The sequence below is a fragment of the Ekhidna sp. genome (assembly GCF_963691765.1).
GTDB lineage: Bacteria > Bacteroidota > Bacteroidia > Cytophagales > Cyclobacteriaceae > Ekhidna.
Genome location: NZ_OY829375.1, coordinates 3,130,355 through 3,153,956 on the forward strand (window position 1 = coordinate 3,130,355; position 23,602 = coordinate 3,153,956).

Here is a 23,602-nt window from a genome sequence, read left to right on the forward strand (position 1 = left end):
TGGAAAAATCGGTTTAACGAGTTTTTAAGCCATTGCTAGACTATATAAGTTTATTTGACGAAATATTAATTGGGTGTTCGACATCTTTAGATAATTTGCAGATTAAACTAAGAGCTACCACATAATGAAATTTCTGCGCTTTTATTTACTACTATCAGTAGTATTTGCATTTAACGTATATGGACAAACTGGACCTGGAGGTGTTGAATCCAACGATGGCACTTCAAACTTGCAACTTTGGCTTAGACCAAGTGGCATGCTCAATGGTTCATCTCTACCAGCATCAAACGGAGAAATTGTAGAAACCTGGTTGGATGCAAGTGGTTATGGCCATAATGGAGTTACCAATGATACGGATGAAAACACCAATGGTGTTCCATTAGATTCAACAATAGCTTTTTTCAACGGATTTCCTGGACTTGTATTTACAGGCGACTTCCCAGGATTAGATGGTTATGTAGTTCAAGATATCAATGATGACCCATCTGAAGCAACCGTAATGATAGTTCTTGCGACATCAGATTTTATAAACAACGTTGGTGTGTTTGTAGGATATGATAATGGCAATGTCGGGAGTACTACCCCAGGTGATAAGTCAATAGGTGTTTGGGTTCAGGATGATCGAGACTTATGGGGGAGATTCATACAATCTGATGGGACCACAAGAAGTTTCAGCAATACATCCACAACAAACTTAGTAAGTAGAGATCCATACATTATCACTGTTCATGCGGATGGAGCGACAACACTTTCGCAGTATGCAAATGGGACATTGGCGAACGCGCAGCTTACGTATGATGGTACATTACAACAATATGTTGACCTTCTAATTGGTAGACAAGCGAATGAAGAGTTTTCGGGACATATTGCAGAAGTCCTAGTTTTCAATAAAGCGCTAAGTGATGCTGAGCGCATCATTGTTGATAATTATTTAGCGACTAAATATGGAATCGGCGATTTAACAAACGATAAATATGTTTTCGATAACACACATTTTTATGATGTAGCAGGTATTGGAGCTTTTAATGGGACTACACATGCTAGTGCATTTTCTGATAACATAATTGGCCTAAGCAATCCATCTGCACTTGCAGATGATGACTGGATTTTATTTGGTCATGATGGCGGAGACGCTGCAACGTGGTCTACAAACGAACCAATTAATGGTGATGCAAACCTGGAAAGATTGTCTAGAGAATGGAGGTTTGATGTAACAAATACGCCCGGTACTGTAACTGTAACTGTAAATCCAGCAGATCTACCAGCGTTAAACGCTGATTTTGGATTTTATACACTTTGGGTAGATAGCGATGGTGATTTTAGTACTGATGCTGTTCAATATCCATTAGTTCAAAATGGGTCTGTCTTTGAGGCAACAGGGGTAACTATTGAGGATGGTGTATTTGCCACAATTGCTGCTTATAGACCAGAAATAAATTTTACACAAACCAACTTTGGAGGTTTAGAAACAAGCTCGCCTGCTACTTTTGAGATAAATATAGCTTACGCTGTGGACGACAATATCACGGTTGACTACACAGTTGGAGGTACGTGTACTGAAGATCTGCCTTCAGCAGGTACTTTTACAATTACCGCAGGAAATACGACAACTTCTTTAGCGCAGCCCATCACTTCCGGTGATGGTTTTGAACCTGATGAAACAATTATTTTAACACTTACTGGAGGGTCTCAATCTACAGGAATCTTAGGGGCCAGTGTAAGCACCTATACGGTTAATGATGATGGTGCAAGTGCAACCAACTCAATTCAATTTGATGCGCCGTTTAACTACACGCATAAGAAAAGTATAACCATCGCTCAAAGCATGGTTAGTGGAAGTACTGATCTGGTTGATTTTCCAGTTCAGATCTCATTCACTGATGCTGATTTAGCTACTATCGCCAATGGAGGTAATGTAACCAACTCCAGTGGCTATGATATTCGATTTACTTACGATAATGCAGTATCATGGCTGGATCATGAAATTGAGAGTTATGATGAAACTACGGGTGAATACACCGCATGGGTGAGACTACCTGTTCTCGCTGCTACAGAGAATACAGTTTTAGAAATGTTTTATGGAAACTCATCGGTCTCTACGGACCCATCAACTACTGGAGTATGGGTAGATTATCATGTTGTATTCCACATGAACGATAATGATGATTCTTCTCCAAATGGTTACAATGGAACCATTCAGGCAGGATCTACAGATATTGTCGCAGGTATTGCCGGTCAAGCTCAATATTTTGATGGAAATGATGTATTTCAAATCTCAAGTTCAATGCCGGAATTGAATACGGAATTCACCATTTCAATGTGGATGCGTACCGATGATATTAACAACAATGCCAGACTTTTTCATGATGATAATGGATCAACAGGGTATGCACTTTCTTTAGGTGATGGAAGTGCTGGAAATCTTAGGTCTTTCCAACGCGGATTCCCAGGTGCTGGAATCATAGATGCAGTAAATACATTGGCTCAGGATACTTGGTACCACCTGAACTTTGTTGTTGACAGAACGAATTTTCATCGTATTATTTATGTAGATGGAGCTTCTGATATAAGTGATCTTTCGGATAATTCTGGATCTACATGGCAGACCCACACAGGCGCCAATGGTAATGTAACACTTGGTGGAGAGGACAACTCTACTGCAAGAAGACATATAGGGTTCTTTGATGAAGTGAGGGTTTCTTCTGTCGTTAGAAATGCTGATTGGATTGCTACTGAATATAACAGTATGGATCCATCTGGAAGTTATTTGTCTTTAGGAACTGAAGAAGCAATCACCGTTTTTGATATTGATGAAAGTACGGATACACTAAACCTAACTATTTCTCTTAGCGGTATAGATGTCAATGATGTCAATATCGATTATGCTATTACCTCTGGTACAGCTTCAAATGGCTCGGATTACATTTTTGCAGCTGGAACCGCAACTATTACTGCCGGGAATTTAAGCACGGTAATAACTGTAGATATTACAGATGATTCTCAAGATGAAATGGATGAAACCTTCACGGTATCTCTTACTAATCCTTCTTCCGTTTCTAACCTAAGTTTGGCAGCTAATAACGAGATTGAAATCACCCTAGTGGATAATGATGACGGTCCTACTATCGCAGCATCTGACATTTCACTATTTGTAAATGAAGGAGCAGACATAAATAGCTTTGCGGTTGATTTGGATGTATCATCTGGTCAAGCAGTTACGGTAGATTACGCCATTGCGGACATATCAGCGACTAATGGGGCAGATTACGTATTAAGCAGTGGTACACTAACCATTCCTGCAGACAGTACTTCTGCTTCAGTTGGATTTAACGTTATTGATGACGAAGAAATTGAATCTGGAGAGCAATTCTCGATCACACTTTCCAATCCGGTTAATGGTGTGTTAGATACTGATTTCGACTTCATCACAATAACAATAAATGACAATGATAACTTTGGAATAGACGGTCCTGGAGGAGTAGGAGATGCAGATGGTTCTGGAACATTAGTCATGTGGGTGATTGCTGACTCAGCTAACGTTTCCGGATCAGATGTAGTATCATGGGAGAACGAGGTAGGTATTTCAGAACTGGATTTAACACCACCGCTAACAGCACCAACAGTTGTTAATAATGCAAAAAATGGACATGCAGAAATCAGTTTTGCCAATGTTAATGATGTTCTCTCTACAGCTACAAGACTGAGCGCCTCCTATTTTCCTTACAACGAAGCTTCAACGTTTATTGTAACCAGACATGATAACCTGACACAACAATCAAATACCTATGGTACATCAACTACACAAGGTGGCGGTCTAGCTGGAAATCGTTTTTCAGCGCATTTGCCATGGAGTAGCCAGGTATACTTCGATATTGGAAATTGTTGCGGAACTGATGGACGATCTCAGTTTAATTATGATCCTGCATGGGTAGGTGAGTATACCATCTTTTCTTATACCGCTAGTGCCATAAATGGAAAAACGGCCCGAGTAAATGCTTCACAAGAAGACTTCGATGCAGGTACAGATACTTTCTTAGATCATACGGATTATTTCTTTAACATCGGACAGACTCAATCAACAAACTTCCAGGGAGATATTCTTGAATTCATCATGTTTACAAGTCCGCTTAACAGTGCGCAAGTAATCATAATGGAAAATTATCTTGCTGCGAAATATGACCTTCCCCTAGATCAAAATGATTATTATTCATTCAAAACGACGCATAGTACTGAAGTGGTTGGGATTGGTCAAGAAGATGCTTCAAATTTTCATAATGCTGCTAAAAGTAGTTTGTTAACTATTTCCAACCCAAGCGATTTGGGAGATGGAGAATACGTATTTGTTGGACATGATAACACGGATGTCACAGTTTGGACAACCACCGATGTACCTTCAGATCTTACCAATATTCAAAGAATTGAGCGCGAATTTAGAACGGATATTACTGGTGATCCAGGTACAATTTCGATTGCAATAGATGGTGATAAATTACCAACACTACCTGCAGATTATACTGAGTATTTATTATTGACAGATGCTGATGGGATATTTAGTTCAGGAGCAACCGTTTATCCTATGACCCTGGTAGATGGTGTATTTGTCGCAAACAATGTGGCTGTAGAACAAGGTACGTATTTCACCATTGCAACTCATAGGAGAACGATAGAATTTGAAAGTGCATCAACACAAGATTTCGAAAACACGAATAATACAATTATTCTATCTCTTTCTGTTGCCTCAGGTTCTGATATCACTATTCCATACACTATTTCTGGTACAGCTACACCTGTCACAGATTTTTCATTAGCTACTAGTGGATCATTCGTTATAAGCGCTGGAAGAACAACCGAGATAATTGATTTAGGAATACTAGATGAATCTATTGTTGAAAGTGATGAGACAATAATTATCACATTGGGTACTGCGCCAAGCGGTACCATATTAGGAACTAATGGTGTGTTCACCTATACGATCAATGATGATGACAATGATCGAGATATCGAATTTAGAAATCCTTGCGACTATGGATTTTCAAAGACAATAACCATTGATAACACATTGGTGGATGATACAGATGGAGCTGATCTAACAAATTTTCCACTTTTGATTTCCTTCACTGATGCAGATCTAGCTTCTACTGGCAATGGAGGTAATGTCCAAAGTAGCAATGGATTTGATATTGCATTTACTTATCGCGATTCATTGGTTTGGTTGGATCATGAAATTGAGAGCTATGATGAGACCACAGGGGAATATATCGCTTGGGTTAAGATACCTGTGTTGGACTATGATGATGATACGGAACTTTCAATGTTATACGGGAATGCCAATATTACCAAAGACCCTTCAGTAACAACCGTATGGTCTGAATATTATGGGGTTTGGCACCTAAATGGAGACGTGAAAGATTCATCACCTAATAGTTATGGCGGTACGAATAACGGCACCGCAGATGTAGCAGGTAAAATAGGAAATGGTAGAAATTTTGATGGAGCAGGAGATTTTATTGAATTGGCTTCATTCCCTAATATTCAAACTGACTTTAGTATATCAGCTTTTGTAAATCCAGAAACTAATGAGAGAGGCCAAAGAGTTTTTATTGATGATGATAACAACTCAAACGGTTATGCGCTTTCTCTTTTCGATGGTAATTCAACGGGTAGGGTTAGAATGTTTAGTAGAGGAGCAGGACCTACCATCGTTGACTACAATGGCTCCGGGGTAAGTGCAGCAACAGGATGGCATTATGTAGCAGGAGTAATTGATGTTGAAAGTGTAGCAGGTGCTGGAAGCAGAACTATTTATGCTGATGGAGTGCAAGGAGCTACAGGCGCAAATGGTACTGCTGGCTGGGGAATTGATGTGGGCAGTGCTGCAATTGGTGGAGAAACTTTGTCTGGTGAAACTGGCAATAGATTTAATGGTCAGATGGATGAAGTTCGTGTTTATAATGGTCTACTAAGCACGGCGAGAGTAATTACCGAGTATAATAACTACGATGATCCAGCGAGTTTCTATACAGTTGGAACTGAAGTAGTAGGTGGGGCATGTTTAATTGCGGAAAATACAACTGAAGAATTGGAGATTACTGTAGCAGTAAATCCAATAGATAATATCAGTGATACAGAAGTTACCTATACAGCTACTGGAGGTAGTGCAACAAATAATGAGGATTACACTTTGGTTCAAGGTGTATTAACCATCCCTGCAGGTTCTCAAAGTGCCACATTTAAATTTCCAGTTATTAATGACTTAATTGATGAGCAAGATGAGACGATAGAAATTTCACTTTCAAATCCTTCTTCTAACGCTAAGTTAGGTACTACCAATACACAATCTTATACCATTACAGATGACGATGATGGACCTGAAATTGGCTTTGTGGATACAGTATCTGTTGCTAATGAAGGAACAAGCGTTGTAGCTATCACGCTGGAGCTTGGGCTTGAGTCTGGTAATGATGTTAGCGTTGATTATGCCGTTACAGGCGGAGATGCAGTAGCAGGTACAGACTATATCGCACTGAGTGGAACAGCTACAATACCTGCTGGAGATCTTACTACTACGATTAGCTTTCAGCCAATTGATGATGCTGATATTGAGACGCCTGAAACGGTTCAGTTAACATTAACTAATCCAATAAATGGCTCTCTAAGAACAGATTTTGATATTCATGAAGTAACAATCGCTGATAATGATGACCTAGGTTTTGAAGGCCCAGGTGGAGTTGGTGATGTTGAAAATGCGCTTGGCGAAAACCTTCTTAAATTATGGCTAATTGCTGACTCTGTTTCATTCTCTGGAAGCAGTGTTACAAGTTGGAATAACCTAATTCAAAACGTCAGCATTGATTATGATATGGTTCCGGTTGGTACGGCGCCTGATGTGGTTGACAATGCAGTCAATGGACATAAAGAGATAAGCTTTAATAATGTTAGCGATGCACTTGTATCAGAAGGAACCCTTTCAGCGGCAAGTTTCCCTGGAAATGAGATGTCATTCTTTATAGTGGCTGAAACAGATAACCTCAATCAAGATTCATATGCATATGCTACAGACAATAGTGAGAATGGTACGGTAGATGCAAATAGCGTCAGTGCTTCTTTACCAAATGGTTCTGGAAATGCCGAGTTTGATCTTGATGGTGATAATTATTCGACTACTTTCTTGCCGGCATGGACTGGTAATCATAGCATTTTCACTCATATCGTTTCTTCAGATACATTTCTTGTGTATAGGAACAATGGGGTATTGATAAATCGTGATGATGCGAATCCGAGCTTTACTGGTCATACTGCATATAATTTCTATCTAGGTAAGAATGGATCCGAATTCTTCCAAGGGGATATAGCAGAGGTTATCATGTTTAGCAGGGATGTAAATGTTGCTCAAAGCAATATCATCAATAACTACCTTGCTGCTAAGTACAATCTTTCAATTACAAACGACTTTTACAATTTCGAAGTATCTCATGGGGTTGAAGTGGCAGGTATCGGTCAAGTTGATGCAAATAACCAACATGTAGCTGCGAGAGCCGGTATTGTGACAATCAGCAATGCCGACGATCTGGACGATGGTGAATACGTGTTGTTTGGTCATGACAATGAAGATGTTGCCAGCTGGACTACAAGTGAAGTGCCTGTGTCTGGTATTCAGCGTACTGCGAGAGAGTGGAGGTTTGATAATACGGGTGCTCCAGGGACAATTAGTATAGCAATAAGTAATGACCTACTTCCTCCATTACCAAACGGAGATGAGGATTACATAATAATGCAAGATGCTGATGGGGACTTTACTTCCGGGGCTACTATCATCAATACAGTATTCGTGGATGGACAATATAAGGCAAGTAACTTATCTATAGCCTCCGGTGATTATGTAACGTTTGGAATCGCAACACGAACTGTTTCATTTTCGCCAACAACATTATCAGGCTCTGAAACTGTCGCAGCAAATGCACAGATACTATTGAGCTTAGAAAGTAGTAGTGATATTACACTGGATTATGAAATAACTGACGGTACAGCCACTGGAGGAAATGACGATTATTCATTAGCGACTACCGGACAGGTAACCTTCATAGCCGGTCAAACAAGTGTGAATCTACCGCTAGGTATTATCAATGACTCAGATGTGGAGAGTGATGAAACAATTGAGATTACACTAAGTAATCCACCTACTGGGGTAATGTTGTCAGATTCTGTATTTACATATACCATCAATGATGACGACAATGCGAGAAATGTACAGTTCAACTTAGCAAGTTCTTCGGGAGCAGAAAGTGTAAGTGCAGTCTCTTTGCAAGTGGATCTTAATATCGCTGATCCTGTAAATGACACTAAAGTTTATTATTCAGTAACTGGAGGAACTGCCGAAGAAAGTCCTGCCCCAGATTATGTATTTGTAGCTGATACACTAACTATCCCAGCAACTCAAACAACAGGAAATGTTGATTTCACAATCTTGGATGATGTGTTGAGCGAAGCAACAGAAACAATGATTATTAGTTTGAGTAGCCCAATCAATGCTAACCTGGGTACCAATGTTGCTCATACCTATTCCATTACAGATAATGATGCTTCAGTGTCTGTTGAATTTCAAAATGCGGCAACTACAATTGACGAAGGTGGAAGTATCGCGGAGTTAATCGTTGAGCTTTCATCTACTTCTGGTCAAGATGTTTCTGTTGATTATGCTGTTACTGAAATCACTGCGACTGGTTTGGGTGTTGATTTTGCACTAGCAGATGGAACATTGGTTATTCCAGCTGGTAGTCAACTAGGTAGTATAAATGTTGCATTAACTGATGATGGTATCGAAGAAAGCGCTGAAACATTTAGTGTTACTCTTAGTGGAGAAGTAGGAGCAACTTTAGGTGCCGAGGTTACACACACAGTTACAATTTCTGATAACGATGCTACTTTCGGATATTATGGGCCAGGCGGCGTTGGAGATTCTGAAACCAACATGCTATGGTTAGATGCCTATGCTATAAATGGAAAAGGAGTGGCGAATGTTGCTGATGGAAGTAGCGTAAACACCTGGGTAGATCGTTCTGGAAATGGATTTGATTTTACTGCTATTGGAAGTGCTCCTAGTTTCGATGTTGATGCGCTTAATCTTAAAAATACAGTTATAGTTTCCTCGACAAATCAAGGATTCCAAGCACCTGCTGGATTTAGTAATGCACTTTCGAACTACACATTCGTCTCTGTATTATCACAAACAAGTGGTGATTATTTAGTTGAAACAAATACGGCTGCAAGAAATGAATTCAGATTGAGCCAGGGGGCTAATGGGTTATATTCTATTAATGATATAGACTATTTACCTAGCCAAAGCACGAATACAGATTTAACTACTTGGAGATTTGATAGTCAGAATGCTTCAAGTGCAGAAGTATTTAGAAATGGTTCTGCACTATTGTCTGATAACAACTATCAGGTAATGGCTATTGACAACAACTTCGCATTAGGAAGTCGTAATTCAGATCAAACCCAAGCTACAAGTGATTTTGCAGGTAATATCTCAGAATTCATTGTCTATCGAAACGTAATTAATGATGCTCAAAGAGTCATAGTTGAAAATTACTTGGCGAATAAATATGATCTCACAATACCTAATGATTACTACAGTTTTGAAGGTACTTATGGTAATGATGTAGTTGGTATCGGGCGTACGAATGATGAGCAACACTTACAGTCTATGTCTGATAGCTTATTGATGATCAGTGGCCCTAGCGATTTGCAAAATGATGAATTTGTATTTGCAGGCCACGATAATGGTGATGATCTAAATTGGACAAGCTCGGAGGCGCCTAGTGGTGGCTCTAACGTAAGAAGACTTGCTCGAGAGTGGAGATTGGATATTCAAGGTGATCCGGGAACAATCATTGTTATGATTGACACTACACAATTGCCGACTCCACCTAGCGGCTATGATCAATATGTGGTGTATACTGATGAAGATGGGGATTTTAGATCTGGAGCAACAACTTATCAAGTTGAATATTCAGAAGTGTTTGGATTCCACGTAACAAATGAAGTGACAATCAACAGTGGTACTTTCATTACAATTGGTGTTGGTCAGCCGGTAATTCAGTACTCGTTGACCGAAAATAGTGGAAATGAAAGTGTAACCAATCCAACCATTGAAGTAGCGCTCAACTTCACATTAGGTGAAGACGCAACAGTCAATTACGCAGCCACGGGTGGTACTGCAGTTGGTGGAAATATTGACTACTTACTAACAAGTGGTACTCTAACTATTGCCGAAGGACAATCAACAGCTGATATCAGTTTAGGTATCATTGATGATACTGATATAGAAGGCGATGAAACGATTGAAATAACGTTAACGACTCCATCAAGCAATGTCTCTTTAGGAAGTAATACGGTATTTACATATACGATTCATGATGATGATAACCCTGAAGGAAGGACCGTGGATTTTGCTACTGCAGGCCCTGGGGCTGGTGATGAGGCAACACCTAGTGTTACGCCAGTTACTGTAAACATCAATACACCTGATGATGATGTAGTCACCTCTGTGGATTTGCAAGTAATAAGCAGTGGAGCGAATGCTGCGGATGAAACTGATGATTTTATTCTAAGTACATCAACGATTTCATTCCCTGCAGATAATGTTACTGTTTCTAACTCATTTAATATCACAGTGGTCGATGATGCAATTTTTGAAGGTACAGAGACGATCACGCTACGTCTTACTAACCCGGTAAATGCAGATCTTGGATCCGTAACAGAGTATACATTGGATATTACAGATAATGATACGCAACCAGTAGCTGGATTTGTAGAATCCTCATCTTTTGTTAGTGAATCTGCCGGAATTGCTGCAATGGAGGTTACGCTTGATGCACCTTCAGTAAATGATGTTACCGTTAATTACACTGTGACGGCTACTGCTACTCCTGGTGCAGATTATACTTTAAGCAATGGTTCAGTATTGATATCTGCGGGTTCAATGAGTGAAGATATTCAAGCAGTGATTGTTAATGATCTTGTTACTGAAGCTGCTGAAAATATAACTGTGACCTTAACAACAGCTACAAATGCTACTGTTAGCGGGACTACTATTCATGTTGTAACCATCCTTGATGATGATCAATCAGGAAGTACTGGTCCTGGTGGAGTTGGAGATGCCACAACAAACCTTTTATGGCTTAGAGGAGATAATTTTACTCCTGGCACATGGACAGATATATCTGGAAACTCCAATGATTTTACTGGTGCAGGCCCATCTGTGGGTGGTACAGGTATCAATTCACAAAACACTGTAGAGTTTAGTGGAGCACAGTCTCTAACGAGCGCAAGTGGAATCAGTGCCTCAGTGAGTGACTTTGATATCTTCTTTGTAGCAGATGCAGATGTCGCGACAGATCAAGCTTTATTTAATGACGCAGATGGATTGCTCTTTGGAGTTGAAAATTCTAATGGAGGATTCCAAGATGCTGATGCAACTTGGAAAGGAGATGAGATTGTTACAGGTACAGGATCTCCATCTATCATTCAATATAACCTTGAAAGTGGCTCTGGTCTAGCTGCCATTTCATTGAATGGAACTGTCGATGTACCTACGGTACCGTTTGACTACACTGCTACTTCAATGAGTGGAACTTCTACATTGGGCTCACTTTCCGGTGGAGGTTCTGGATTTGACGGAGAGATGGCAGAAGTACTGGTTTACAATATCCCACTAAATGATGCTCAAACAATTATTGTTAACAATTATTTGTCTACGCGATACGATATAGCAATACCGAACGACAACTTTGCCTTTGATGATGGTTCAGCATCGAATGATTACTTCTTTAATCTAATTGGAATAGGTAGGGAAGATGCTAGTAATATTCATGTAACTGCTACAGCTGATAATTTCTTGACTATTCTGAATCCAAATAATCTAGAAGACGCAGAGTACTTGATGATTGCCAATGATGGAGCAGATATGACCAGTTGGACATTTACAGGAGCCCCTGCAAATGGAAGCACAAGAAAAGTAGCACGAGAATGGAGAGTTGATAAGACGGGAGATGTAGGTACTATATCATTCCAGATAGACACCACTGCTCTTCCGACTCCACCTTCAGATGGGTTTACTTGGGCACTTATCGTAACCTCAGATGGAGATTTCACCGATATAGACACCACGTATCCGTTAACTCCGGTTACAGGAGATGTCGTTGGAGTGGATGGATTGAATTTTACAGATGGAGACTACTTCTCTCTAGCATTAATAGAATATGTGTCTACTGGTGTAAGCTCGGACTTTAGTAATCCTCTAGCATGGACAACAGGAGTTGTTCCTACAGCAGGAACTAAAGCGAGAATTCTAGATGCGCATTCCTTATTCTTATCTGAGGATGTTGTAGTTGGAGCATTGACCCTGGAAGGTACAGGAGCATTGAATCTAGCAGGATTCACAATGGACTTTTCTGAAGATTGTATCATATTAAATGGAACAGGAACGGTAGATGTTAGTACACCTGGATCTACAATTGGATATGTTAATCCGAATGTGACCGAACAGTGTGTTACGGGAATGATCTATAATAATCTGTATACTGATGGTCCTGCAGGATCTACAAAATACCTTACAGGTAATATTACAGTACAGGGAGATATAAATCTTCAAAGCAGTGGTGGAGCTGGTGCAATTTTTGACTCCAGAGATTTGGGAACTACTGATGATTATAACATTGAGTTGGAAGGAGATTGGTTGAGTGAAATTACCTTCCTTCCAAGAACAGGTACAGTGACTTTTGATGGGTTCTTTGGGCAGACTATTAATACCTCAGGTGGTGAGACGTTCAATAACTTGACAATTAATAAGGTGGGTATGCTTACCATGGCTGATAGTACCATAACACTTAGTTCAGGTATTGCAACGAACGGGGTTCTTACTCTGACATCAGGATTTATTAATACTACTGCTTTTGACATCACGATTAATAATGGTTCTTCAATCGTAGGAGGTGATGAAAGAGCTTACTTTATTGTAGATGGAGTAGGTGTATTAAGACATGCAATTACAGCACTAAGCACTGCTTATGAATTCCCAATAGGGGATAGTGATGAATATGCGCCATTCACTTTCACGCTAAACTCAGGGACATTAAGTAGTTCAAGCGTAACGATTAATATGAGAGATGCGAAGCATACAGATATTGTGGAAAGTAGTTTCATTACAAGGTATTGGACCTTGGAAAATGAAAATATTACTGGAACACTAGATTATGATGTCTCATACATATATGAGGATGCAGACATAGTCGGTACTGAGTCAGCTCTTTTAGCAAGAAAGTTTTCTAGTGCAGGTGACGATCTCGGCGGATCAGTAACTATTGGAACCAATACCATTTCGAATACTGGTTATGATTCATTCTCGGATTTCACTGCAGAGTCTGCAGCTGTTCCACTTCCAGTTTCATTGCTTTATTTCACGGGAGAGCCGGATCAGGATGGAGTACTTCTTCAGTGGGAAACGGCTACTGAGACAAATAATAGCCACTTTGAAGTATTGAGGTCACTTGACGGTGAGACTTTCACTACCGTAGGAATAATTAATGGCAATGGTAATTCGTCAACTCCGATTAAGTACTCATTGATGGATACAAGAGCCGCTTATGGATTGAACTACTATCAATTGAAACAATTTGATTTTGATAACACTGAACATACATATGCTACGATTTTGGTTGATAACAATGATGGAGTAAGTATGTCAGCATATGTTTATCCAAATCCTGCTAGAGAAGACAACTTCAACATAAGAATCCTATCTGTAGACAGGCATACTCCAATCACAATAAAAGTGATTGATCTGAGAGGTAATATTTATTTCAGCAAGGTCATCGAAGATGGTTCCAACTTTGATAGCAAAATATTACCAGAACAGAATATGGTAGAGGGAATCTACTTTATGATAGTAGAACAGGGCAATCAGACACATAAGAGTAAGGTTATCATTAAATAACCAAGCTTAGTTAAAACTTATTAGCATTATTAATATAACAGCAGGCTACGAAGCCTGCTGTTTCTGTTCTAAGGGTATTTTGTCCAAGTGACACAGCTTTAAATCCTGCTTCTTTTGCTTTTGCTACCTCTTCCAGGCTAAAATCACCTTCTGGACCAATCAAAATAGTAACAGACTCATTTGCTTGAATGGAATCTGACGCATACGTATGAGAATCGTCTACATGTGCGATTAGTTTAATAGATGACTGATCTTTTGATAAGAATTGATCGAAAGAAATCAATTCGTTGATTTTTAAAAGAAATGGATTCCCAGATTGCTTCATTGCGCTCACGGCCTTCTTTTCTAGACGATCTAGTCTCATCTTCTTTCGTTCGCTATGTTTTGTTTGAATAAAGCTCACCTCATCCACTCCGATCTCAGAAAGTTTTTCAATTAACCACTCCATGCGATCAGCATTTTTTGTTGGTGCAATTGCCAGGTGAATGCTGAATTTCTTTTTTGGTTCATATTTTGATTCAGTAATCTCATAAACACACGATTTTTTCGAAACTTGGGTCAAAATTGAACGGTGTATTCCTCCATTCCCATCAAAAACCAAGATTTCATCACCGTTTTGATGCCTGAGGACTTGGGCACAGTGTTTGGATTCCTCTTCAGGTAACGTGTTAACACCTTCTTTGAGTGTTTTTTGATAAAAAATCGTCATTTCAGTTAAAAATCATACTTAAAAAATAAGATTTTGCGTATTTGTATTAAAATTTGGTTAAAAAATGAACCAATTATTTATCAATATGCAAAAAATGGATAATTTTGGGTATCTAAATTGTTGAAATCTATAAACCATGGCACAACTAAGACACCAAGCGCTTAATTTAGTTCAAAAAAGAGAGAAGGTAGACGTTCAAGCACCTTCGAAACGCATCTCTGATTATTTCGGAGAAATGGCCTTTACCAAGGCTCAGATGCAGTCAACTCTATCACCTGACGTATTCAAGAGAGTGACTGAATCAATCAAAAACAGAAAGAAAATTGACATTGAAACAGCCGATGCTGTAGCTGCTGCTGTTAAGAATTGGGCAATGGAAAGAGGGGTGACTCACTACACGCACTGGTTTCAACCTTTAACCGGAGCGACTGCAGAAAAGCACGATTCATTTTTTGATCCAAGTAAGGGGATTGAAAATTTCAAAGCGGAAGCATTGGTACAACAAGAGCCAGATGCATCTTCATTTCCAAACGGTGGAATAAGAAGTACATTCGAAGCTAGAGGATATACCGCTTGGGATCCTTCATCACCAATCTTCATCTATGGAAAAACATTGTGTATCCCAACAATCTTCGTTGCTTACACAGGTGAGGCGTTAGATCATAAGGCGCCACTTCTAAAAGCGTTAGAGGCAGTTGACAATGCTGCTGTGAAAGTTTGTCGATTATTTGATAGAAATGTTTCCAAAGTAAATGCCTCACTAGGATGGGAGCAAGAATACTTCGTCGTAGACAAAGCATTATATAGTGCGAGACCTGATTTAGTAATGGGCGGAAGAACACTCTTTGGGCACAACCCTGCTAGAGGTCAACAGTTAGATGATCACTACTTCGGATCTATTCCTACACGTGTTTATGATTTCATGAAAGACTATGAGATTGAGGCACACAAGTTGGGAATTCCTTTGATGACAAGACACAATGAGGTAGCTCCAGCACAATATGAAGCAGCGCCAATGTATGGTGCAGTAAATGAAGCAACTGATCAAAATCAGTTACTCAAAGATGTGATGGAGAAAGTTGCTAACAAGCATAACTTAAAAGTGTTATTTCATGAAAAACCTTTCGCTGAATTGAATGGAAGTGGAAAGCACAACAACTGGTCTTTGGTTACTGATACAGGAGTCAATTTGTATCAACCAAGCAGCAGTGCGAAAGACAACCTTCTTTTCTTGACGTTTTTTGTTACCACAATTAAGGCCGTTCACGAGCACGCGGATATGCTTAGAGCAAGTATTGCATCTGCAGGAAATGACTTTAGACTGGGAGCAAACGAAGCACCTCCGGCAATTATTTCGGTGTTTATTGGATCTACCTTAACAAAGGTTCTTGATAAGCTTGAGCAATCAGGAGATATAATGGTTGAGAAAGGTGATAACCTATACATGAAACTCGGAATCGATCAGATTCCTTCAATCATCCTTGACAACACAGATAGAAATAGAACTTCTCCATTCGCGTTCACAGGAAATAAATTTGAATTCAGGGCTGTAGGATCAGACGCCAACGTTTCGGATCCAATGATGGTATTGAATGCAATAATGGCAGAGCAGTTGAGTGACTTCTACAAGAAGGTGAATAAGTTGATTGATGGAGGAAGAGAAAAGCGATTAGCCATTATCGATGTATTGCGTGATTACATCAAAGAGTCTAAGCCAGTTCGATTTGAGGGCGATGGATATTCTGATGAATGGGTGAAGGAAGCTGCAAAACGCAAGCTTTCAAACGAACCTGCAACTCCAAAAGCACTGGATTTCTCCATTTCTGATAAGGCAATAAAACTCTACGAAAAGCATAAAATAATGACCAAAGTAGAGATTGAGGCGAGGCATGAAATACGTTTAGAAAACTACATCATGAAGGTTCAAATTGAGGCGAGAATGATGGGAGACATTTCTAGCAATATGATTATCCCTACAGCTACAAAATATCAAACGAAGCTTATTGAGAATGCTAAAGGACTTACAGAACTTGGATTAGATGCTACTGAAATTAAGAAGACAATTGAAGAAGTATCTACTCATATCAACAATGTACGAAGACTTACTCATGAGATGACTGAAGAGCGTAAGCGAATCAATAAGATTGATGACATTCGTGAGCGATCATTCGAATATTGTGACAATGTGAAGGGTAAGTATTTTGAATCGCTGCGATATGCGGTTGATAAGCTTGAGCTGTTGGTTGATGACGAGGATTGGCCACTGCCAAAGTATAGAGAACTTTTGTTTCTTCGATAGAATTTATAAATAAGTAAAAAGCCCCAACAATAGTTGGGGCTTTTTCATTTACTCATATTTTAAATTTTCGGATGGATTAACTGTAGCTGCTTTATATGCTTGAAAGCCTGTAGTGAGCATGACGAAAACTCCAACTGTAATCAGTACTGCTATAAAAAGCATGAAATCGATTTCTGTATGATACTCGAAATCGCTCAGCCAATTGTTCATGATGCGGTATCCAATAATGAAGGCAGGGACAGCGCCAACTAGTACAAGCCAGATAAAATCTTTCACAAGTAGTAAAACCAGCCCTCGTACATCTGCGCCAAGTACTTTTCTTACACTGATTTCTTTAGTTCGCTGTTCTGCAGTGAAGGAAGCAAGCCCCAACAATCCAAGACCAGAAATGATAATCATCATCAAGGCAAATCCCAAGAATAGCTGTCCTCTAAGTTTATCGCTATCATAGGCCTGCAGGAAATTTTGATCCAAAAATTGATATTCAAGTGGTGTATTTGGGAAGAGCTCTGCCCAGGTAGTTTCCATGTGTGCCAATCCTTCTTCAAGGTTGCCACCTATCTTCACCATCGCCTGCCTATTGTTTAAGCTAGGGAAAATCATGATTGCAGCGATGGGGTTATATAGTGATCGTTGATGAAAATCTTTCATCACACCAATTACTTTATGAAAAACTGTACTGTCCTGATCAAATTGGAAGCGCATCCCGATAGGATTGTCCCATCCCATTCGATTCACCATTGATTCATTTATAAGGACAGCAGTCGCCGTATCGCTTGTAAAATCTCTTGAAAATCCTCTGCCTTCAACCATTTCTATTCCCAAAACACTCACATAATCATAATCAACGCCGTACCAATCTACTCCGTAATCTTCCATTACGCCTTCGTTCGTTTCAACTTGCATGACATTTTTACCAAAGCCGTTTCCAGGTATGGTGGTAGCAGTAGAGGCATCTGAGATGTTTGGGTTTTGAAGTAGTTGGTTTCTGAAGGTATCCCACTTTTCGCTCGAATTTCGATTGAGTGTGAAATTGACTACCTGATCTTTGTTAAACCCAAGATCTGCATTACGTACAAATTGCATTTGTTGATAAATAACCAACGTGCCTATGAGCATAAACATCGATATTGAAAATTGAAGGCCTACTAGTACTCTTCTAATCCAAACGTTACCTGTGCGCTTGCTTCCTGAGCCACCTTTAATGGCTTTTATTGGACTGAATCCAGATAAGTAGAACGCAGGATAGGAACCACTAATGAGTCCGGTAAAAACTAAAATGCCCAAGAGAGCCAAAACAATGTTTTGGGAAAGTAAATCACTAAGGAGAAGGGTCGTTCCAACTTGCGCATTAATGACTGGTACAAGGATTATTAATAAGATAATACTGATGAGCATAGACACCAGTGCAATAAGTACAGACTCAATGATAAATTGTCTGATCAATGCACCTCGAAATGCTCCCATTACCTTTCTTATTCCTACTTCCAATGACCTTCTCATGGACCGAGCCGTTGCCAGGTTCATGTAGTTGATACAAGCAATCAATACAAGGAAAACAGCCACAGCAAGGAATATGTAGACGTAATCTATATTTCCTAGTGCAGTAGGTTCACCTTCAAAATCCGAGTATAAGTGGATGTCAAGGATATTGATGAGTTCATACTTGATTTTAATATCAAACTGATCGAAGATAGTAGCGACATACTTTTCTATGATTTCATCATTGAGACGCTTTTCAACTAAAGCTGGGTCTACTCCATCATTGAGTACGATGTATGTGTAAAGACCAAATCCACCCCAGCTTTGAGAATTTGCATATTGCTCATTGGTACTGAATGATACCATTGCATCTGGTCGGATGTGAGAAGTCACAGGTAGGTCTTTGTATACTCCCGTCACCTTGTAAGAGAAACGTTCTGTCTCAACTACTTGATCCATAGGGTTTTCACCTTTAAATATTCGCTTTGCTAAGCTCTCATTCATTACCATGCTATTTGGAGCTGCAAGTGCTGTTTTTGGATCACCTTGCACAAAGTCGAAAGTGAAGACATTGAACACTGTGGAGTCTACGAGGAAAAGATCCTCCGCTTCATAGAGAATATCGTTGTGCCGAAAACGTGTAGTTCCGGCGCCGGCAAACCGCGTGGATTCATTCACTTCCTGAAATTCCGTTTTTACAGCATTTGCAAGAGGTGCTTGACTGGTAGCCCATCGAAAAGCATTATCGGGTTCGCTGATATCAGCACAAATCCGATATACGTTGGATGCATTAGTGTTGTGTGTATCGTAGTTCGTCTCTTGATTGAGATACAGTACGATGAGTAGTGCAGAAGCTATCCCTATTGTTAGTCCTAAAATATTCAATAAAGCATAGCCAGGCTGGCGTTTAAGGTGGCGGATCGCCACCAGAAAATAGTTCTTTAGCATAGGTGTTTAGAGTTTGTGACATGGTCAAGTTAACCAATTGCGTACCCTTAGCTTCTGTTCTTCACATCTATTAAGAATATTTAACACTTAGATTTTTGACCTATTGATATAGCGATTACATCCAGTTTTTGTTGCGAAATAGTTAGAGTATTTGATAAAAGGTCCTTTGAGAAGATAGTGCAATGCTTACGACTAGTATACCTGCAAAATCCTTATGTACATGGATATCTGTAGAATTTTGGGGTGCTTAAATGGTGCAGCTATCGTGACGTTATTAATTGATGTTGTTGAATGTCTTATTCGAATTGCTCTGTTCACTTCCAGCTAACAATTGAATTGTAATTATTTACGAAAGCTTACCTAAGGCGGCTATCGAGGTTTCGATAGCTTTTTGGCAGTCTGGGATAGGCTGCCTTTTTTATTTTGTGTCAGTTACAATTTAATTTTGCTGCCTATGAAAACAGCTGAAATACACACTAAAAAAGGAGTGATGAAAATCGAATTCTTCGAGGAAGATGCTCCAAATACAGTAAAGAACTTTATTGATCTTGCAAATGATGGATATTACGATGGATTAACCTTTCATCGCGTAATACCAAATTTCGTGATTCAAGGAGGATGTCCAAAAGGAGATGGTACTGGAGGTCCTGGATACCAAATAGATTGTGAGCTAGATGGTGATAATCAATATCATGATCGTGGCGTTTTGTCAATGGCTCATGCTGGAAGAAATACTGGTGGCTCACAATTCTTTATCTGTCACAATAGAGATAATACTGCGCACCTTGATCGCAATCACACCGTTTTTGGAAAAGTAGTCGATGGCTTAGATGTCATTGATCAGATCAGAGAAGATGATGTGATGGAAAAGGTTGTGATTGGTGAGTAGAATAATTCGAACAAAAATATGAAGGCTCGCATTGCGAGCCTTTTTTGTTTGAAATAAACAACTTTCTTAGGTTTGGGTTATTACTCCAAAGAATAGAAAGCTATGAAAAAATTGACCGTCCTATTCCTACTAGCCTTAATTACGTTTGATTCTAATGGACAGATAGATACCATTAGTACTTCAAATGGGGATGTAATTATTCAGCCGATACTTCATGGATCTTTAGTGCTTTCATGGAACGATCAAACCGTATACATTGATCCGTATGGAGGAGCAGAAAAGTTTGCTGGAATAAAGAGCCCTAGTTTGATTTTAATCACTGATATTCATGGTGACCACCTCAACCAAAAGACACTCGATGGATTAAATACTGAACGATCAACTTTTATTGTTCCTCAAGCAGTCAAGAACAAGCTGCCAGATGCGATGAAAAGCAGATCGATGGCTATAGCAAATGGGCAGACTGTTGTATTTGAGGATTTGGAAATCTTGGCTGTTCCAATGTATAACCTGCCTGAAACGCCTGATTCCAGGCATACAAAGGGGAGAGGAAATGGCTATGTTTTATCCATTGGTGGAAAGCGTATCTACATTTCTGGAGATACTGAGGATATCCCGGAAATGAGAAACTTGAAGAATATTGATGTTGCCTTTGTATGCATGAATTTACCATACACCATGGATGTTGATCAGGCAGCAAGTGCGGTTATTGAATTCAAGCCCACAATTGTATACCCATATCACTACCGAGGAAAGGGTGGTTTAAGTGATGTTGAGTCTTTTAAAAATCAAGTAGAAGCAGCTGTTTCTACCGAAGTTAGGCTGAGGAGTTGGTATCCAAATTAACTCACAGTTTTACACAATGGCTTTCCAAGCTCTGTGACATAAGTTCATTCAACTGCTTTCTGATAGCTGATCCGGATTTATTTTCAATCTGACGTCCATCAATTTCTTTGACAGGTGTTAATTCTCCCATGGTACCTGTAGCAAATACTTCGTCTGCATTATAAAATTCCACAAGACTCAAATTCCGTTCTTCAACTGGGATGTTATTCTTACGAGCGAGTTCTATTACAAATCCTCTGGTGATTCCGTGTAAGCACGCATTAGCGTAAGGAGTATATAGAATTCCATCTCTGACCATAAATAAATTGGTATCGTTAAGTTCAGCGACAAAACCTCTTTCATCCAGCATTACGCCGGCATCCACACCAGCAAAATTGGCCTGGATCTTAGCAAGAATATTGTTGAGTAGGTTGTTATGATGGATTTTGCTATCCAAAAATTGAGGCCCATTTCTTCTTTGAGTAGAGGTGATCACTCGAATTCCGGAATCATTGTCATAAACCAAAGGCTTCCACTCAGCAAGAATTATTAGACAGCTTCCTTTTTGATTTAATCGAGGGTCCATCCCTGAAGTGATTTTTTCTCCTCGACTCAATGTGATCCTCATCAAGGTATCTTCCGTCATTCCATTGGCTTCAAGCGTTTGTTTAATTGCGTCTTTTACAAATTCGCGAGAAGGAATGTGTTCGAAGGCTAGAGCCTTGGCAGAAGCAAAAAGACGATCAATGTGTTTGTCTAAATGCAATACACCTTCTTTATATAACCTGGAGCCTTCCCAAACTGCATCACCACCTTGCACAGTACTGTCAAAAACAGAGACTTTTGCATCATTTCTATGGTATAGGCGATCACCTACCCAAACTTGTATATTCTCGTTTTTAGGGTTGTATTTCTGAAGCATGGATCTGTATTAATTTATTTGGCCCCGTGAATATAGTTCTTAAGTTTTTCATAGAAGGGCAATGCGTTTTCGTACAGTGATTTGCATTGATCAGGCAAAGGTCTTTCGCTGGTCTTTTGTTTTGCAAAGCCAGTAGAGCCATGAACATTCTTATACCAATACTTAGCCCAAGTGCCATCTTCTGGGATGGGGCCTTTTTCCCATGACAACATCCCTTTTTCAAATGGAATGCTGAGTTTTTGAAACAGATCAGATAAGCCTTTTTCTGGGTCTTTCAATATATCATTTGAGTCAATGACAATCGAATCATGCGCACCATGCTCATCAATGAAATCTAGTAAGTCTGCTTCGTGCTTGAGCCCAATATCTTGCATAGTAGGTTCAGGTATTACTTGAGCAAAGGATGCGATTAGTTGTTTGGGATCTCTAATAAGGAATACGTTATGCCAGTCTTTAAGGTAATTCCAATCCAAACCTTCGTGATGATGAGCCATGTTTTTTACGAAAACAATTTCGTGAACCTCTTCAAGTGCTTTGATTTCTTCAATCACCTGATTTGCATCCTCAGACATGCTCGCGATCGTTTCGTCCCTACCCGGGTGATTGATTCCTGTGTGCACGAGGTAGTGTGCATAAAACGGCTCATCTATGACTTTAATCTTCGAATGCTGAGCAAACGAATACATTAAGGCCGTTGAAATATTTCTTGGGCCTGAGATTAGGTTTATGATCATGTTAAATTCCTTTTCCTAAGACCAATATATATCCATTTATGTCTTCTACCACAAACTCTCGCATTTTATATTCTGTGTCATTTATGGGCTCCACAATTTTAGCACCTGAGCGCTGATACTCCTCATAGAGGGCATCAGGATCGTGCACGAAAATGTAGATTGCTGGGGCACTTTCTGAGAGTTTAAAATTGTCGTGCTTCGTAAAATGGATGCCAACCGCATCGTCTCGATTGATTACTGCATAGGAGGGAGGGTCTTCCCATAGAAATGAAATTGAAAAACCAAGGACATCACGATAGTATTCAGCTGATGCTTGTGGGTCTATAACTGGAAGAATAGTAGAGGAGTGGGAAAATAGCTTCATGTGAACGATTCGTTTACTTTAAAAAGTACGTCCAAAAGCTGTTTTAGTTATCAAATAAAAAAGCCTCGACTGAATCCAGACGAGGCTTTATTTTATGATACTATCATTTATGCCATTTGAGCAGTAAGCTTATCGCTAAGTACAGTTTTAGGAACTGCACCGATTTGTTTGTCAACGATTTCTCCGTTCTTAAATACCAACAATGTTGGGATAGATCGGATTCCGAACTTAGCAGACACTTCTGGATTTGCATCCACATCTACTTTACCGATTACTGCTTTACCTTCAAAATCTCCCGCTAGTTCTTCTACTACAGGACCGATCATTTTACATGGACCGCACCACTCTGCCCAGAAATCAACTAATACCGGCTGATCCGAATTGATGATATCTTCAAAGTTGCTATCCGTTATTTCTACTGCTTTTGCCATTGT

The 23,602-nt window shown here is 39.6% G+C and carries 10 protein-coding genes; 4 read left to right on the forward strand and 6 right to left on the reverse strand.

What is annotated here, in order from left to right; genetic code table 11:
- The first annotated feature begins 124 nt into the window (after window positions 1-124).
- The gene (locus ACY650_RS14190; RefSeq protein WP_462248297.1) at window positions 125-13,996 is read left to right on the forward strand and encodes a DUF2341 domain-containing protein; all 13,872 of its coding nucleotides are present in this window, start codon (window positions 125-127) and stop codon (window positions 13,994-13,996) included.
- Window positions 13,997-14,006: 10 nt separating this feature from the next.
- Here the strand turns inward: ACY650_RS14190 and ACY650_RS14195 are convergent, their stop codons facing one another.
- A complete protein-coding gene (locus tag ACY650_RS14195; protein ID WP_462248298.1) occupies window positions 14,007-14,705 on the reverse strand; it encodes a 16S rRNA (uracil(1498)-N(3))-methyltransferase in 699 nt (232 codons plus the stop codon).
- A 136-nt stretch (window positions 14,706-14,841) separates the two neighbouring features.
- Here ACY650_RS14195 and ACY650_RS14200 point away from each other — a divergent pair, with 136 nt between their 5' ends.
- Window positions 14,842-17,004: a glutamine synthetase III family protein gene (locus ACY650_RS14200; RefSeq protein WP_462248299.1), complete on the forward strand. Its 2,163-nt coding sequence runs from the start codon at window positions 14,842-14,844 to the stop codon at window positions 17,002-17,004.
- A gap of 48 nt (window positions 17,005-17,052) precedes the next feature.
- Here ACY650_RS14200 and ACY650_RS14205 read toward each other — a convergent pair whose 3' ends face one another.
- Window positions 17,053-19,434 (reverse strand): ABC transporter permease, encoded by a 2,382-nt coding sequence (locus tag ACY650_RS14205; protein WP_462248300.1) that lies wholly within the window; start codon window positions 19,432-19,434, stop codon window positions 17,053-17,055.
- A 454-nt stretch (window positions 19,435-19,888) separates the two neighbouring features.
- Between ACY650_RS14205 and ACY650_RS14210 the strand changes: the two genes are divergently transcribed.
- Entirely contained in the window at window positions 19,889-20,323 is a 435-nt protein-coding gene (locus tag ACY650_RS14210; protein ID WP_462248301.1) for a peptidylprolyl isomerase, read from the forward strand.
- A 102-nt stretch (window positions 20,324-20,425) separates the two neighbouring features.
- Entirely contained in the window at window positions 20,426-21,169 is a 744-nt protein-coding gene (locus ACY650_RS14215; protein WP_462248302.1) for an MBL fold metallo-hydrolase, read from the forward strand.
- Between the two features lies 1 nt (window position 21,170).
- Here ACY650_RS14215 and ACY650_RS14220 read toward each other — a convergent pair whose 3' ends face one another.
- The 4 genes from ACY650_RS14220 to trxA form a co-directional block, all read right to left on the reverse strand.
- A complete protein-coding gene (locus tag ACY650_RS14220) occupies window positions 21,171-22,070 on the reverse strand; it encodes an aminotransferase class IV (protein ID WP_462248303.1) in 900 nt (299 codons plus the stop codon).
- 14 nt (window positions 22,071-22,084) lie between these two features.
- Window positions 22,085-22,804, reverse strand: a complete 720-nt coding sequence (locus ACY650_RS14225; RefSeq protein ID WP_462248304.1) for a sulfotransferase-like domain-containing protein — start codon at window positions 22,802-22,804, stop codon at window positions 22,085-22,087.
- A gap of 1 nt (window position 22,805) precedes the next feature.
- Entirely contained in the window at window positions 22,806-23,168 is a 363-nt protein-coding gene (locus ACY650_RS14230) for a VOC family protein (RefSeq protein WP_462248305.1), read from the reverse strand.
- Between the two features lie 107 nt (window positions 23,169-23,275).
- Complete coding sequence (trxA, locus tag ACY650_RS14235) at window positions 23,276-23,599, reverse strand: thioredoxin (RefSeq protein WP_462248306.1); 324 nt, start codon at window positions 23,597-23,599, stop codon at window positions 23,276-23,278.
- Between the last annotated feature and the right edge of the window lie 3 nt (window positions 23,600-23,602).